Here is a 17,338-nt window from a genome sequence, read left to right on the forward strand (position 1 = left end):
AACAAACATATGATCAATCGTAGCTCTCATTACTCAAACTGCCTTACCACAGTATTTAAGCGAATGAACCTTTCATCACTTTCAATTCCAGGAGCAGCCTCTGCTATTTTAGTTAAACATTCACTCAGTTTAGTTGGAAGCTGAAACCTAGGTTCATCTTCAATTAATTGATTCAAAAATGCTAATACATCATATGGATCAGATTTGATTAATTTACTATCCGATGTTTTCCTGACTAGATATTCTGTATCCTTAATCTGCCTCAAACTATGTTTCAAAATTTCGAATGCATCGGAAAAATAGTTTTTTGTATTTAGGCATAATAAGGCAATTTGGTTTACAGTCTGCTCAGTCAAAAGGGTTTGTTTCGGCCATGTCTTCATGAGAAAAACCTTTACCCGATGGTTCCAATACTCATCAAATTTATCACCCGAGCTTGATAACGCATCATTCAATGAAGAAGCAACAGACCTTAACGCCTCTTCTGGTAATGATTTGAAAGCATTTGCAAGCTCTGTAACCCTGTATTCATCGTATTTTTGTAATGCTAAGTATGTTAAAAACCTAGCATATTGTTCTTTACCATCATTCAGCTTTAGATAATGATTAGCTGTGTCTAATAAATCATCCTTTATAGTTACTAGTAATGCTTTATGTAGCCTTGGCGACCAAAGATAACTTCGCCATGCCATTATCGCTTGCTCATTATTACTCCAACTAAACCAAGGTAAAACTAACTCAGCAGTCCATTCAGGTGCAACCCTGAATAAAGATAACGTATTTACTGCGATTATCACTTTTCCTAATTTTGAAGCTTTCTCTTCACTAAAAATTATCTGTTCAAAACGCGACTCAAATTCAATAGTTAACCCGCTATCATCGACTGGATTTTCTATATACCATTGTTGAAAAAGGCTCTCTGTTAACATGCCTACAGGATGATTAATTGCAGTAGTAAGAGTGTCATTAATTTCATCTAGTTCAATTTTAGAAGTAAGAGCAATAAGTCTATCAAAGTATCTAAAATACTGTTCTTTGCTTAAAGATTTACTATTACTTTTAAGCCATCTAGATAAGTTCCATGAGATATCCGCTAACTTATAATCCTCTAAATTCAACAAAAATTCCGATAGATAACGCCATGTTTTAAAAGAAAGTAACTTGTTCTCTGTCCAAACTTGCAAAGCTTCTCGCCATCGTTCAGCAATCCAAACACCATCTTGCTCTAATGTAATTAAAGCATTTTTAGCTAAAATGAAATCATTTTTACATCGCATTGGCCAATCATCTTCATCCCATCTATCATGATCAGGTTTTTCTTTTAACCATTTGATAAGCTCTTGTTCATTTTCAGGACTAGTTACTACATTCCTATAATTTTCTTCCCCCCCCATCCAAAAAGGAAACTCTTCTTTTTGGTCTTCCTCTAATTGCCATAAAGGGTTGTTCTTAGAAATTTCTTGGTACACTTCTTCTATATCATCTTTAAATTTCAATCCTGAAATTCTTAACTTTTCAAGGCGTAACCATATTTCTCTCTGAGTTAGACGAGAAAAATCTTCATCATTTAAACTAGCTCTGAACAATTTTCTATTAGGGCCCTTAATTATATTCTTTAACAAACGTATTTTTTCGTGATTGCTCAAGCGATTAACAAGAGTCGGCAGTAGTTGCATTAACTCTCTTTGAACGGTAATACTCCACAACCATCGACTATCATTTTGCTCAAGCCAAGAATTAACTTGCTCCGTAGCAATCAAATCTTTTTCTGCCATCGCAAATAAAGCTAGTCTTTTGAATAGAGGAAAAGGTGTTTTCCACCATAGAAAAATAATATTTTTAGCACTATCTTGATCTGATGCTAAAAGCGATAACCAAGAATCTCTCAATAGTTCAATTAAAGCCGTCCAATCATCATAATCTTTGTTTTGAGGGTGTGGTTTAATAGACGGTTGACTAATATATGTGTAATCATGAAACTCATCAACCTCATTTAACATGGACTTTAATTCCATTGTTTCCATTAAAAGTGAGTTGAAATCTGGTAAAAGCTCTGCAATATCACTTTTCCATGACTCCACTTTATCGAGATCTTTAAGCGCCGAGTGAACAAAAGTTGAAGATAGCCTAATATCCCAATCTAATAGTTGTTTTATTCCTTCATAAGATTTACTTAAGGTCGTGGAATAAGTTTTTTTAAAATAGACCTTTGGCGACAATATTTTTTTTAATTCGTTTTTCAAGGCCGGGGTTAATGATGAATATTTGTACTTGTTTATCCAGGAATAAAGATTTACGTCGAAGCCTGATTGCTCACTATAACCAGCTAGAACTAACTCCCAAACAAGCATCATATCTTTACTAACAATCGCATCAGAGCCCTTTTCTTTTAGCTTATCAAAATATGCATTATTACTTTCAGATATATGTTTACGCTGCTCTTCTAGTTCACGATTAATAAACCAGCGAAGTTGATTATGTAACCTGCCACCTCGTTTTAAAACAAACAAAACCAAGTCAGGGTTATTTAAATGAGAAGTTAACCATTTCCCCAAATTCAACATAACCTTATCCCATTTAGTCTCTACATGCGGATGGGCTGATAAAGCCATAAAGGGGGCATCGGCACTTTTGGCCGGCCGACTAAATAAACTAAATGATAATTCATTATTAAAACCTGTATGCTCAATACGAAAACGAGAAAGATCATCTTTCTTTAATTCAATAGTGTCTAGTATATTTAGCCAAGCAAGCGGTGGACTAGGCTTTAACTGTGAAAAAACTTTAGCTGGAACTCCTGTCGGGTCGCTTAGTGCCCAAGCCAGTTTTCGAGAGAAATTATTATGTAAATCTGAGTTAGACGGATTAGAAAAAGCAGTAGTAATAACGATTTGTTCTTTACCACCTAAGCCATCTCTGTATGTATCAGCCCACGTTGAAATAGTCTCATGCAAGTAATAATGTTTACGGTAACTCTTGTACAGGATTGGAGTTACATTTTTTGCCTTCCACTGTTGATATTCGGCATCAAACTCTCCCTTTTTAAACTCACCAAATGCAAACATTTCTGGAGGAGATTCACCTAGCAATCGATCAGCAGCCAGAGCATCCATCATATATCGAAGCACTGGATCGTTCAGACTGTAACCAACAAAACAAACTGTATAACTTCTAAATAACTCACTAACAAACCTAGCGGCCCACCTCTCTGTAAGATAAGCCAACCCAAAGTCACCACTAGATATAACCAAATGATCTAATTCTGCACCATTAACCTTTTCAGGTAATAGGCCATGTAAATAAACAAGACCATCCCATTGATTTTTCGGGACTGGCAATAAAGGGGCTTGATATGTTTTAAATTTAAGATTTTCAGCTTCACCTGCCTTATGGAAAACTCGATCAAAGTTCGTTGTAATAAGACGAGTTTTACTCTCTTTTGTTTCTTTATCTACTATTTTCGACAAATGCAATAGTGCCTTATGAGTAGATGTAGACTTAGAACTGGTATAGTCAGGATTGAGTAGTTTAGCCATTGCTATCCTGACATCTCTGCGCCATTGATTAGTCTGTTTGACGGCTTCAAGTAAAGAAATGGCTGTATCAAATTGACCTAACTTTAAAGCTTGCTCTTGAACTAAATCTGGTATTATCCCCATTTTTTCGTAAAGGCTCCAAACCAAGCCACCAAAGCTAGGTAGCCCAGCAGGGAATGAAATTCCAGCACCACAAAAGAAAACAACTTTTCCTTCTTCATGAGCCTGAAGAAGCTTATCTGGTACATCTGGCCCATTCTTTACGAATTGCATTTAATTTAGATTCCTTGAACGTAAAAAATTATAATACTCAATATATCTATAAACTTTATTCACAGTTAAAGTTAAAACGATATGATAAATAGAAACAATAACGTTCGCACGCATTCGTTGTTCCTTCCCCATCCAAAAGGTATCTAAATCCTCTGATCGTATCCCGATAACATGTCCATATACTCATTGATAGGGTTACCACCAACTCTTAATCTACATCAAATTGATAATACGCATCAATTGCTTGCGATAATCCCGTTGATGCCTCAAGGAAAAAGTTTTCAAATACTTCGTAACGAATGGCAAACTTTGCGAAATTATCAAAAACACCAACGCCATAACTAATCTGAACTTTAGGTGCAATGTAACCGCTTAATCCGACTGATTGTTCATCTCCTGTACCACTTGAAGCAACCGATAGATTTTCAATACCTAATTTATTACCAACAGTATTTAATACTCCAAAAGAGTTAGCTGCACTAAGTTGAAGAATCATAAGCATGTTTGTTATCTGAGAATCAGAGCCCGAGCTATTTGATAATGATTGCCCTTGTATTAGGTATGAAAGCGCTTCTTGTTGTGACATTTCGGGGTCAGAAAAAATAGAGATATCAAGGTTATCAGGTGTACCCGTTACCTTGACACCTGCTGTGACGTCATCTTCAGTATTATCCGGATCACGAATCGCTTCAATAGAAATATAAGGCGTTGCCGTCGGCCCTTGGAATATGATTTCACTGTCTTCCAATGTTAATTTTTGGGATAAAACAGTATATGTACCGTCAGAAAGTGACAAAGTACCGTAGACACTTGCTGTTTTATCTTTCGGTTGTTTTACTTGTAAATCACCACTTATAATGGAATCTAATCCCATTGCTTTTACTTGTAATTGATCACCAAGATCAACATTCAAATCGACAATAATAGGTAAACTTTTTTCTTCATCGAGTGTATCGCTATCTATCACAACAACATCTTTAGATAATGCAACGCCGCTATCAGCTAATTCGTTAACAGCAATTATTCCTTTATCTACCAAAACATTACCAGTTAATATAATTGCATCACCTAACGTTAATTTTAAATCAGGGCTCACTTGAAGATTGATTTTATCGTAGTCATTAATGGTGATTTTATCAGCCGTTAATGCAATATTCCCCTTAAGTTTATCGTCCCAATTTAAGTTTCCTGAAATAACGCCTTTATTACCAGCTGGAGTATGTGATTTCGTATTACTAAGTGCGTTACCAACAACATGGACTGATTTATCAATAAAGTTGACTGTATTAGTTAATATAGTTTTTGAAGCAGTGTAATCATTATATTCTTCTGTATAAAAGCTACCTTCGAGTTCTGCATTATTATTGTTAATTATAATATTACTATTTAAATCATTGATTTTTATCGGAGCGCCAACAGCATAAATGGTCGCATCATTAATGTCGACTTGTCCATTAATACGTGGTTTATCAATTGAACCGTTGACAGAAACATTGGCGTTTATAGCCCCAGATAACTTTTCAAGTTGTGCTGTCATATTTTGTAAGGGCGATAAATCCGGTATTGAAAGATTTAATGATCCATTAATATTTTCTTTATTTTCAGATAGCTGACCTGTTATTTTACTTGTCAATAATTTAGTCGATGAAATATTCGCAGTTAAATCACTCGTAGTACCTGTATTCAGTAGTGTTATGTTTACATTTTCAAATGGATAGGAAACCAGTTCATTATCTTGTTCAATGTTGATTGCCATTTCGTTGGCGTTAACTTCAACATCAAATTGAGGATTAGTTAAATCGGTCCAATTAAGTTTAGCATCAAGATTTAGCGTACCGTCTAGAGTTAATGGCTCATTAATAAATTCATTGGTCGTTGCTAAAGGAAATTTCTTAAGCGTAAAGTCAGCGTTTCCTTGCTCACCAATGTTCAAATCACCACTACAGAATTGAGAAACGGCTTTATCGCTAGCATGAGATATATTCCAACAATGAGAGGAAACGAGAATGTTTTCATTTTCTGGCTTGATATTAACAACGTTATCCAGCGTTAATAAATAATCGACTAAACGAATCCGTCCTGCCGTTAATTGACTTGTCCACCCCGCTTTGTCTTTATTAATAATCACATCTAAGTCAGTACTAGTGTTTTTCTCTTTAACAGCTAATACAACTTGATGTGATGCAGTTTGCTTGGTTGAAGCGATATTGTTTATCGCCAAATTAGCACTGTCAATTATAGTACCATTTACGTTTGCATTATTAGCCGTAAGAGTAAGATCTACTACAGGAAATTCGGATAATGTAACATTACTTGTTAGGTCAAAAGTGTCGAGTTTATTCGATTGATAACTAACATTACTGCCATTTAATTTTGCTAATATGTTAAGCGAATCCATTTCACCTTGAATATTAACATCCCCTATAATTTTGCCCTTTGAACCTGGAAGTGCATCACTTAAATTATTAATATTTAGGTCTATATCGAGATCACTTTGTTTACTATATAAACCATTAATTGTTAGATCGTTATCTGCATTGACTACATTTACATTATCAAATGAAATACCCGTTTTATTATCACCAGATATAACACCATTCGCAGTAAAGGTATGATCTAATATTTGACCGTTAATATCCATTTCGGGGATAGAAAACTGCCATGAAGGTGGTTGGTTTTTAGGTGTGGTTAATGTGAAATTTTGTTTTATTTTACCTGAAACATCACCCGTATAACCGGTCTCTAATTGTGCGATATCTAGTTTATTTATGCTCAGATCCCCTGCCCACTTAATTGCATCTTTCCAACTTAATTTCCCTGAAAGTTGCGCATTTCCGTCTAAGGTATTAACAAGTAACTCTTGAATATCAACTTGCTGTAAATCTCCTTTTGCTTGTAATTGTATGTCTCCCTCCGGTACATCCTTTACTAAATAATCAGCTTCAAGATTAATTAAATAATCATTTATTGTCCCAGTACTTTTTAATTGCCCTGATTGTGAAGAATATTGCGTCGTTTCATTCAGCGGCCAACGTAATTTATTCCAAGAGACATCTATGCTATATGGAATATATTGAGTCATTAAATGCGCTTGAGATTTGATATTAATGTTGAGTTTATTAGTGAGTTTAAGTTGCGTTTTTAAATCGGATAAATCTCCAGATACTAATAAATCATATTGTTGATTATTAAGTAAATTTGCAGGTTTTAATTGGGTTACATTTTTAACAGTACCTTGCAGATGAAGATCTAAAGAATACTTTTCAGTTAAATCAACTTGACCCGATAACTGAAGGTTTGTTTCAGGTAAATTTAGAGAAAGACTTTTAATCGTTAATAGTGATTGTTCAAATGTAGTGTTTGTTGAAAAATCATTGAGCTTAAATATAGTCGTATTATCTTGAGTGATCGTTAAATTAGTTACTGACACTGGTTTTATTGTAATGTTAAAAGGGATCAGAATATCAGGTAAATTCTCTTTACTAATAAGCGGTTTTGATAGATCAAGTGGTGACTTATTTTTTGATGTTGCTGATTGTGATGTCACTAAAGGCAAATCAACCAGCAAGTCGTTTATATTTGCACTGATTTCAATATTTTGTTTTTCACCTACCGCTGCTAATTGTAATTTTCCTAATGCCCCCTTTGTACCATTCACATCAAAGTTAATATTAGTTAAATCTATATTATCAATTGCAAAATCAACCGGTAAACGGGAAAGTGGTTCTCCTGGTTCAGTTTCTTCAGATTTATTTTCTGCGGTTTGAACAAATAAATCTCCACCGCCGACAGTTAAATTTTGTAAACAAACTTTAGTCAATAAGCAAGACCATTTAAATTGATAACTAACATTCTGTAAATTAATATTAGTTCGCTGATCTTGCCATTGAATAACACCGTAAGTCGGCTTACGCGTGAAGGTACCTTGAGTAAGTTCAATATTTAATCTAGGCTCGATTCTTTGCGCTATTTTCAATAAATAAACATTGCCGGAATGCGTAAAGAAAGTAATGGTAACAATCAAAAATAGCGTTATTAACACGGACAATAATGCAAATAATGCTATTTTAGACAGGTTAAATAACATAAAAACAGCTTTCATAATTCAGGCCCTAACATAAAGTGAAAACCTAAAGAATCATCACTATCAGATAATGGTTTAGCTAAATAAAAACGTATTGGTCCGATAGGTGAAGCCCAAACAGCTCCAATACCGGCACTCGAAGAAAAATCTTCCGAAAAATCATTCGTTGCTGTGCCTGCATCGGTAAATAATGCGACCTTCCAACTTTCAGTGATTGCATAACGATACTCTAGACTTGCTACGGTTAAATATAATCCCCCTTCTAATAATCCATCATCATCTTCAGGTGCAATTGTTTCGTAGCTAAAACCGCGAATACTTTGGTCGCCACCGGTGAAAAAACGCATGGATGAAGGCACATCATCAATCGAGTCTGCGCTAATAGCCCCTAGCTCGGTATAACCAACAAACTGATGATTTCCGGACGTTGCTAAACGTTTGTATTTTCCATAGGCTTTTACAAAATTAGTGTCAGATAACCAAAATTCATTCGCAACACGCAGAGAGCCTAAACGTGATTCCCCATGCGTCGCATTAATACCGCCTCGACTAGTTGTTTTACTAAAATTAATACCTGTTGAGATAGTACGTAAATTATATTCTTCAGACCCTTGTGTACCGAATTCATAATCGTATTCAAGAAATAAAGTATATAACCAGTTATTAGCCGAGCGCCTATGTCGTCCGAAGGTAACAACATATTGATCAGTATCTGTATCATTTTGATTATCGACTATATAACCTGCCTTAATTGAAGCATAGTCATAATTAGGATCACCGATTGGTATTTTATAAGTTGCAGAATATTCTTGCTCAGAACTCGATGCTGAAAGGTCGGCTTCAATCGAATGGCCTTGGCTATTTACCCATGGGCGAGACCAACCTAAACTACCATTAACACCGACATCGGTACTGTATCCAATCCCAACATTATAACTGTCTTTAGGTTGATTATTTGCAACAACACGTAACGGAATGCGCCTGCCCTCTTTTTCATCAATCAGAGGTAAAATAGTAATGCTTTTGAAATAGCCTGTATTGCTAATTTCCACATTAAAATTTCTTAATTTGGAAAAATCAAAAGGGTCACCTGCTGCAAAACTTTGCAATGAACGAATATATTTCTCACTACGATTTTGTTGGTCAAAAACAAGTTCACCGAACTGATAACGAATACCGGTTTCAAACCATAAATAGACAACGGCACTATTGTGCTTACTGCTTACTTCTACCGATGATTTTACGTATTTTGCATCGAAGTAACCACGTTGTTGAGCGAGTGCTTTAATTTGTTCTTTTGCCGATTCATAGGTCCCATGATTAAATACATCACCATCTTTAATGGGAAAATTCGCAATTAAATCTTGAAACCTTCTATCTAGTAAGCCTTCTCCAGTAATATTTAAGTCTATTTTTTTCACATGCGTTTGCGCACCTGGCACAATATCAACTAATACGGTTTGCTTACCTATCTCACCCGATACAGTAGATGTCATTTTAGATTGGTAATATCCAAGTGCTTTCAATGCATTTAATGTAACTTCTTCTACTTGTTTTAAGTAAATATTATTTTCCGCATTATCTGGTTGATTCATTTGTGCCAAATAAACAGAGACATTGGCTTTTGCCTCATCATTAACACCTTCAATTGAATAATCTATGTCCGCAAAGCTAGTTAAATGATAACCAATCAAAGGGAAAAGGAATGTAAGTTTAATAATGTAAGCACGATAATGTGAGAGCATATAAGTTTTATAAAACGCCTTGTGTTAACAAATAAATATCAATAACCATATCAATGGTATTGTTTTTACTTTAAAAATATAAAAAGAAAAGCAGTTGTTTATAGTAAACAACTGCTTAAAGGAAAGGAAGATAATTTAAAGTTTTTGAAGTGCTGCAATTCTGTCTTCAAGAGGAGGATGAGACATAAATAAGCTTTTTTTACGTTTCCCAGAGATACCAAACGCCATCATATTCCCTTTTAAATCTGGCTCAGCGCCCTGTTGCAAGCGTTTAAGTGCAGCAATCATTTTCTGTTTACCTACTAAACTTGCAGAACCCGAGTCGGCACTGAACTCACGTTGTCTTGAATAGTACATAACGATTGCACTAGCCAAAAATCCAAAAATCATTTCCAGTACCATGACGATAATAAAATATGAAAAGCCGTGACCTGACGAACCTTCGTTTCGATTGCCACTCATAAAGTTATCAATAATACCTGCAACAATACGGGCAAAGAAGATAACAAATGTATTCACAACACCTTGTATCAACGTCAACGTCACCATATCGCCATTAGCAACATGACTCATTTCATGGGCAAGAACTGCTTCTGCTTCATCACGTGTCATATTATTTAATAACCCAGTACTAACAGCAACTAGCGAACTGTTTTTACTCATACCCGTTGCGAATGCATTCATATCCGGTGCATTATATATTGCGATTTCAGGACAAGTGATACCTGCTTTTTTTGCTTGTCCAGTTACCGTTCTGACTAACCATTCTTCGGTTTCATTACTTGGGTGTTCAATAACCTGTGCGCCGGTACTGCGTTTAGCAATCCACTTAGACATCGCTAACGAGATAAAAGAACCACCAAATCCAAAGACCGCAGCTAATATGAGTAGCCCAGGAATGCTTTGTGAATTTAAACCTGTATATGCATAAACCAGATTTAAAACAACACCTAAGACAATAATGACGGCTAAGTTTGTTACCAAAAATAAAAATATTCGTTTCATTTTGACCTCTAATAATAAGAAAACGACTCTAAGACATAATATGGCTTATTTCAAAGTTTACAAGAAAAATATTTTAAATAATTGCTAAACGGTAAATTTTACTTTATCGTAATTTTTTATACGAAAAAGAGGAAAAGCAAATGGCTTTAGCAAGTGCAAGACATATATTAGTCAACTCAGAAGAGAAATGCCTAGATCTTAAACAACAGATCGAAAATGGCGGAGATTTTGCTGATTTAGCAAAAAAATTCTCATCTTGCCCTTCCGGCTCTCAAGGTGGCGACCTTGGTGAATTTGGCCCAGGCATGATGGTTCCTGAATTCGACAAAGTAGTTTTTAGTGCTCCCATCGGGACTGTTCAAGGACCCGTTAAAACACAATTCGGATTTCACTTATTAGAAGTGACTAGTCGTAAAGATTAACACCTTTAAACAAACTACTTGTTAATTATAAAGACAAGTAGTTTTGTTTTCCTAAATACTATTCCCACTATGAATTCTTTATCCCCTTCATTTAATCTCACTCTCTAAATATCAAAATCAGTCTATATTTTATATGCACGTTATTAATTTTTAATTGCACTTAATGTTGATTCCTATTGATCTATCGACAATTGGTTTTCGTAATAGTTCATTAGAAACCAACAACATTAATTAAATGTGACTCAAATGTTACGTTTCCGTAGCTTTTTAGTTTATAATTATTAACTTATGACCATTTGATTTTACCAGGAAGGTTCAATGAAACCAAAATTTAACATGAAAACTGTTCTGGCAGCCCTTGGCGCTATCACGCTAATCCTATTGATACTTTTGTTTAGTACCAATATGGTGTTGTTTGAGCCAAAGGGGATAGTCGGTTCGCAGCAAGAAAACTTAATCATTATATCCGTGCTTTTAATGGCTATAATTATTATCCCTGTATTGTTTATGTCTGTATATTTTCCTATTAAATATCGACATTCAAACAAAGATGAAGAATATAAACCCAAATGGGAGCACTCAACAAAAATAGAAATTGTTGTTTGGACTGTTCCTTGTTTAATTGTTCTTGCGCTTGCCATTATTACTTACAAAACAGCTTTTTCGTTAGATCCTCGTAACGAAATTGTTTCCGATAAAGAACCAATAACGGTACAAGTTGTTGCAATGAATTGGAAATGGTTATTTATCTATCCTGAATATCAAGTGGCAACGGTGAATGAACTGCATTTTCCTGTTAATCGCCCAGTTAAATTCCTGGTGACCTCCGATACCACAATGAATTCTTTCTTTATACCTCAACTTGGTAGCCAAGTTTATGCCATGGCCGGAATGGAAAACCGAATCAACCTTATGGCGACAGAACAAGGTAGTTACCGTGGAATGTCTGCTAACTATAGTGGTTATGGGTTTGCAAATATGCGCTTCCAAGCACATGTATCGACCGAACAGGGATTTGAACAATGGATAACACAAGTAAAATCATCTGAAAATATATTAAATAATAATAGTTATGCCGAATTAACAGCTAACTCCCATGATCAAATTAAAGCGCCACATCCAGTTACTTACTTTTCATCGGTGGATCCTCTGAGATTCAAAGATATTATCGAAAAACACTCAGGAGTCCAGAATGGCTTATAAAGGTGATGTACACGCTGAAGCAGATTTGCTCTTCGGCAAACTAAATTGGGATGTAATCCCCTACTCGGATCCCGTCATATTACCGGTAATGTTAGCGGTTATAGTCGGTGGGATTGGTTTATTAGGCTTAATTACCTACATGGGTAAATGGAAATATCTCTGGAAGGAGTGGTTTTCTTCCGTAGACCATAAACGCATTGGGATTATGTATATCATTGTTGCCTTAGTCATGATGGTACGTGGTTTTTCCGATGCAATAATGATGCGTTCTCAACAGGCTTTATCAACGGTTGATATGTCATATCTACCACCAGAACATTATGACCAAGTGTTTACAGCACATGGTGTCATTATGATTTTCTTCGTGGCGATGCCACTGGTAGTTGGTTTAATGAATGTTATCGTGCCACTTCAAATTGGTGCGCGTGATGTTGCCTTTCCTTTCTTAAATTCACTGAGTTTCTGGCTCTTTGTTGCCGGTGCAATCTTAATTAATTTATCATTATTTGTTGGTGAATTTGCTGCAACAGGTTGGTTAGCTTATCCACCTTTATCCGGTATGGAATATAACCCTTGGGTTGGTGTCGATTATTGGTTATGGTCGCTGCAAATATCTGGTTTAGGTACGCTCCTCACCGGTGTAAACTTTGTTGTAACAATCATAAGAATGCGTGCACCTGGCATGAAACTAATGCAGATGCCTGTATTTACGTGGACATCATTATGTGCAAATGCGCTAATTGTATTGGCATTCCCAATCCTAACTGCAACACTTGCTTTACTTACCTTTGATCGATACTTAGGAACTAATTTCTTTACCAACGATCTCGGTGGTAATCAAATGATGTACGTTAACTTAATATGGGCATGGGGACATCCTGAAGTTTATATTCTTGTTTTACCTGCATTTGGTATATTCTCTGAAGTTACTGCAACATTCTCCCGTAAGCGTTTATTTGGTTATACCTCATTGGTGTGGGCAACGGGCGTTATCACAATTCTTTCGTTTATCGTTTGGTTGCATCACTTCTTTACTATGGGGGCAGGTGCGAGTGTAAATGCATTCTTTGGTATAGCCACCATGATTATATCTATTCCTACTGGGGTTAAGATATTTAACTGGCTATTTACCATGTATAAAGGCCGAGTAGAACTAACTGCAAGTATGTGGTGGACAATTGCATTCTTAATTACCTTCACAATTGGTGGTATGACCGGCGTAATGCTTGCGATACCTGCAGCAAACTTCGTACTTCACAATAGCTTATTCGTTATTGCACATTTCCATAATGTAATTATTGGTGGTGCAGTATTTGGTTACTTTGCAGGCTTCACATACTGGTTCCCTAAAGCAACTGGATTCACACTTAATGAAAAATTAGGTAAATTATCCTGTGCACTTTGGACTGTCGGTTTCTTTGTTGCCTTTATGCCCGTTTACGTACTTGGATTTAATGGTATGACGCGTCGTTTAAATGTTGCGGATAACCCGGAATGGGCGCCATTACTTTGGATTGCGGCATTCGGTGTGTGTATTATTGCTGCGGGTATTGCAACTCAGTTCTATCAAATCTTTGTTAGTATTCGTGACCGTAAACAAAACCCAGATACAACGGGCGATCATTGGAATGGACGTACTTTAGAGTGGGCAACTTCTTCACCACCGCCATTTTATAACTTTGCTAAATTACCAAAAATCCATGATCGTGATGAGCATGATTTCCGTAAAGAACATGGTCTAGCTTATCAAAAACCGGCAAGTTACCAACCAATACATATGCCTAAAAACACATGGGCTGGTGTTGTTATCAGTTTATTCTGTTTGATACTAGGTTTTGCCTTTATCTGGCACGTTTGGTGGTTAGCAATTGCAAGTTTCGTTGGTGTAATCGGTTCGTGGATAGCGTATAGCTTCCAACGTGTAAAAGATTACTATGTACCTGTTGATCAAATTGAAGCTATAGAATGTGCACATCTTGATAACGTTTATCAAGGCCGACCAGAATATTATCAGCAGTATGTTAAATCGCGAAATGATGAAATGGCTGCAGCTCAACAAGGGAGTGATAAGTAATGACAAGCACTAAGATTGAAATTCCTACAGTGGATATGCTAGATGGGGAAGAACATCACCATGATTATTCTGGTGATACTCTGTTTGGTTTTTGGATTTATATTTTAAGCGACTGCTTATTATTTGGTACTTTATTCGCAGCCTATGCGGTATTTTCAAATAGTTTTGCAGGTGGTATAGAATCAAACGAGCTGTTTAATTTGCCCTTTGTCATGGTTGAAACTGCCCTGCTTTTATTAAGTAGCTATACCTTTGCCATTGCAATGCTTAAAGCAAATAATCACGACATGGCTGAAATGAAAAAGTGGTTAGCCATTACCTTTGGGTTAGGTTTGGGCTTTTTAGTATTAGAACTTTATGAGTTTTATCACTTTAGCCATGAAGGTGCGACATTAAGTACAAGTGCTTATTGGTCAGCCTTTTATGCCTTGTTATCAACACATGGTTTGCACGTTTTTGCAGGTCTTGTATGGATGAGTGTTTTGTACTTCCATTTTAAACGCGATGGATTTACTGAAGAAAATAAAACACGATTAGCTTGTTTAAGCCTGTTCTGGCATTTCCTCGATATTATCTGGATCTGTGTTTTCAGTATGGTTTATTTAATGGGAGTAATGTAATGGATAAATCTTCAAATCATGGCCAAGGTGGCCAAGCACACGGTAGCGAAAAAGAGTATAAAAAAGCACTCATTTATTGTGTTGTATTGACGTTAATTCCTTTTTTACTGGTTATGACAGGTATTGGTTCTCGTCAATTTATTGTAGCCGTTATTATGGTTACCGCTGTTGCACAAATATTGGTTCAATTAGTTGCATTTCTTCATATGAATACTTCGTCTGAACAAATGTGGAATACTAGCTCAGGTATATTTGTGGTGGTGATTGTGGCCATTATTTTAATTGGATCTTTGTGGATAATGGAACACCTGAATCATAATATGCTAATGGGGCATTAATGGAGAAACTTATGTTCAACCATTATATTCAGTTATGTAAACCAGGTATTATCCGTGGCAACTTAATTGCTGCTGCGGGTGGCTTCTTCCTTGCTTCACAGGGCCAGATAGATTGGATTATATTTCTGGCAATGTGTATCGGCACAACCTGTGTCGTTGCATCGGGTTGTGTTTTTAATAATTACATCGACCGAGATATTGACAAGATCATGAAACGGACCTGTCAACGAGAGTTAGTGCAAAAAGTTATTCCGGTAACCAATGCGCTAATCTGGGCTTCTGTATTGGGTATTATTGGTTTTAGTTCGTTATTTTTTGCGACTTCTTTTCTTGCTTTTGTTTTTGCATTGCTTGGATTTGTCGTTTATGTCGGACTATATAGTCTCTATTATAAACGCCACTCCGTTCATGGCACATTAATTGGGAGTTTATCGGGGGCTTGTCCTCCGGTGATTGGATACTGTGCCGTTAGTCAACAGTTTGATATTGGGGCGTTGATCTTATTTATCACATTTTGTATCTGGCAAATTCCACACTCCTATGCGATTGCTATTTACCGTTTTGATGATTACAAATCAGCAAATATCCCCGTCTTGCCAATTCAGGCCGGCATGAAACGCACTCAAACCTATATGATTGCGTATATTATCGCCTTTGGGATTGCTTCTCTTGCGCTTACTTATTCAGGTTATACCGGAAGTTGGTATGCATTAGGGATGGGATTAGTTAGTTTATATTGGCTGTATATTGCCAAAGTCGGCTATCAAAAAATGCCCGTTGAACAATGGGGTAAACAACTAATGTTACTTTCAATTGTTTGTATTATGGCTTTTTGTGTACTAATTTCAGTCGATTTTGTTAACTTAGACGTAGAAACATTCAAACAAGTAGGATTAAATTACATCTCCCATAAAGGAAATGTTTAATGAATAAAAATCCAACTAAATTAATACTGAGTATTGGTGTACTTGCCTTACTCGGTATTTTTGCATTATATATGAGCACAACTGACTCACCTATTGGAGAAAAAGTACAACAATTCAAAGATTTGGGTGGTCGGTTTCAACTAGATAGTGCCAATGGACGCATTGATCTTCAAGAATATAATGGCAAAGTTGTCGTATTATATTTTGGTTTCTTAAACTGTGCGGACGTATGCCCTTCTTCAATGGGCGTTATGTCTGGTGCATTTAAAAAATTACCTTCAGATATTTACCCACAAGTACAAGGTTTCTTTATTAGCGTCGATCCAACACGAGATGATTTAACATCTTTAAATGATTTTGCTCAATATTTTGACCATCGAATTATGGGCTTAACCGGCACCGAAAAAGAAATTGAGATATTAAGTAAACAATACGGAGTTTACTTTGATATGGTCGACCTTGAATCTTCACAACTTGGATATACAGTCGATCATTCCTCACAGTTTTATATTATCAGTCGTACTGGGGAATTAGTTGATGTTATGAATCACAATACAACCCCCATTGAACTCGCTGCTAGAATAAAACGAGAGATTGATAAACAACAAAAGGATCCACAATGAACAAGCTTCAATTAGTTCTTGTTTCAATACTTATTGGTGTAAACAGCAGCGTATACGCAGAGCAGCATATGGAAAAAAAATCCCATACAATGGGTATTCAGCAACAAGTTGATAAAGATCTTTTAATAGAACATGCACGTGTTAAAGCAACTATTCCTGGCGTAAAAGTCAGTGCGGGTTATTTTAAATTAACCAATAATAGCGATCAAACCATGACTTTTACACGCGCAGAAACTAGCGTTGCTAAATTTACTGAATACCATACGATGGAAATGGACAATAATAAAATGCTTATGCGTAAAATGGATGCTGTCATTATTCCTGCTCATGAAAGCATTCTATTTAAACCCAAAGGTAAGCATTTAATGTTTATGGGATTAAATCAACGTTTTATAGCAGGTGAATCGATTAACGTTACTTTATCCCGCAAAAATGGTGAATCTTATAACGTTAACTTACCTGTTATAGACATGAACGCTCATTAATCGG

Annotated in this window: 12 protein-coding genes; 8 read left to right on the forward strand and 4 right to left on the reverse strand. The window is 36.0% G+C overall.

What is annotated here, in order from left to right:
* Window positions 1-29: 29 nt before the first annotated feature.
* From dsr1 to htpX, 4 genes are all read right to left on the reverse strand, one after another.
* Window positions 30-3,809 (reverse strand): anti-phage defense-associated sirtuin Dsr1, encoded by a 3,780-nt coding sequence (dsr1, locus tag ACR30L_RS10235; RefSeq protein ID WP_435234157.1) that lies wholly within the window; start codon window positions 3,807-3,809, stop codon window positions 30-32.
* Window positions 3,810-4,017: 208 nt separating this feature from the next.
* The gene (locus ACR30L_RS10240; protein ID WP_435234158.1) at window positions 4,018-7,911 is read right to left on the reverse strand and encodes a translocation/assembly module TamB domain-containing protein; all 3,894 of its coding nucleotides are present in this window, start codon (window positions 7,909-7,911) and stop codon (window positions 4,018-4,020) included.
* Complete coding sequence (locus ACR30L_RS10245) at window positions 7,908-9,638, reverse strand: autotransporter assembly complex protein TamA (RefSeq protein ID WP_435234159.1); 1,731 nt, start codon at window positions 9,636-9,638, stop codon at window positions 7,908-7,910. The genes ACR30L_RS10240 and ACR30L_RS10245 overlap by 4 nt, the downstream gene beginning before the upstream one ends.
* A 135-nt stretch (window positions 9,639-9,773) precedes the next feature.
* The gene (gene htpX, locus ACR30L_RS10250) at window positions 9,774-10,643 is read right to left on the reverse strand and encodes a protease HtpX (protein ID WP_435234160.1); all 870 of its coding nucleotides are present in this window, start codon (window positions 10,641-10,643) and stop codon (window positions 9,774-9,776) included.
* 95 nt (window positions 10,644-10,738) lie between these two features.
* Here htpX and ACR30L_RS10255 point away from each other — a divergent pair, with 95 nt between their 5' ends.
* The 8 genes from ACR30L_RS10255 (at window position 10,739) to ACR30L_RS10290 (ending at window position 17,334) form a co-directional block, all read left to right on the forward strand.
* On the forward strand, window positions 10,739-11,065 hold the full coding sequence (locus ACR30L_RS10255; RefSeq protein WP_435237897.1) for a peptidylprolyl isomerase: 327 nt from the start codon (window positions 10,739-10,741) through the stop codon (window positions 11,063-11,065).
* Between the two features lie 318 nt (window positions 11,066-11,383).
* A complete protein-coding gene (gene cyoA / locus ACR30L_RS10260) occupies window positions 11,384-12,268 on the forward strand; it encodes a ubiquinol oxidase subunit II (protein ID WP_435234161.1) in 885 nt (294 codons plus the stop codon).
* On the forward strand, window positions 12,258-14,342 hold the full coding sequence (cyoB, locus tag ACR30L_RS10265) for a cytochrome o ubiquinol oxidase subunit I (protein ID WP_435234162.1): 2,085 nt from the start codon (window positions 12,258-12,260) through the stop codon (window positions 14,340-14,342). The genes cyoA and cyoB overlap by 11 nt, the downstream gene beginning before the upstream one ends.
* Window positions 14,342-14,962: a cytochrome o ubiquinol oxidase subunit III gene (cyoC, locus tag ACR30L_RS10270; protein WP_435234163.1), complete on the forward strand. Its 621-nt coding sequence runs from the start codon at window positions 14,342-14,344 to the stop codon at window positions 14,960-14,962. Before cyoB ends, cyoC begins: the two co-directional genes overlap by 1 nt.
* The gene (gene cyoD / locus ACR30L_RS10275; protein WP_435234164.1) at window positions 14,962-15,300 is read left to right on the forward strand and encodes a cytochrome o ubiquinol oxidase subunit IV; all 339 of its coding nucleotides are present in this window, start codon (window positions 14,962-14,964) and stop codon (window positions 15,298-15,300) included. The genes cyoC and cyoD overlap by 1 nt, the downstream gene beginning before the upstream one ends.
* An 11-nt stretch (window positions 15,301-15,311) precedes the next feature.
* On the forward strand, window positions 15,312-16,226 hold the full coding sequence (cyoE, locus tag ACR30L_RS10280) for a heme o synthase (RefSeq protein ID WP_435234165.1): 915 nt from the start codon (window positions 15,312-15,314) through the stop codon (window positions 16,224-16,226).
* The gene (locus ACR30L_RS10285) at window positions 16,226-16,849 is read left to right on the forward strand and encodes an SCO family protein (protein WP_435234166.1); all 624 of its coding nucleotides are present in this window, start codon (window positions 16,226-16,228) and stop codon (window positions 16,847-16,849) included. Before cyoE ends, ACR30L_RS10285 begins: the two co-directional genes overlap by 1 nt.
* Window positions 16,846-17,334, forward strand: a complete 489-nt coding sequence (locus ACR30L_RS10290; protein WP_435234167.1) for a copper chaperone PCu(A)C — start codon at window positions 16,846-16,848, stop codon at window positions 17,332-17,334. The genes ACR30L_RS10285 and ACR30L_RS10290 overlap by 4 nt, the downstream gene beginning before the upstream one ends.
* Window positions 17,335-17,338 lie beyond the last annotated feature (4 nt).

This window comes from Psychromonas saccharinae (genome assembly GCF_051201515.1).
GTDB lineage: Bacteria > Pseudomonadota > Gammaproteobacteria > Enterobacterales > Psychromonadaceae > Psychromonas.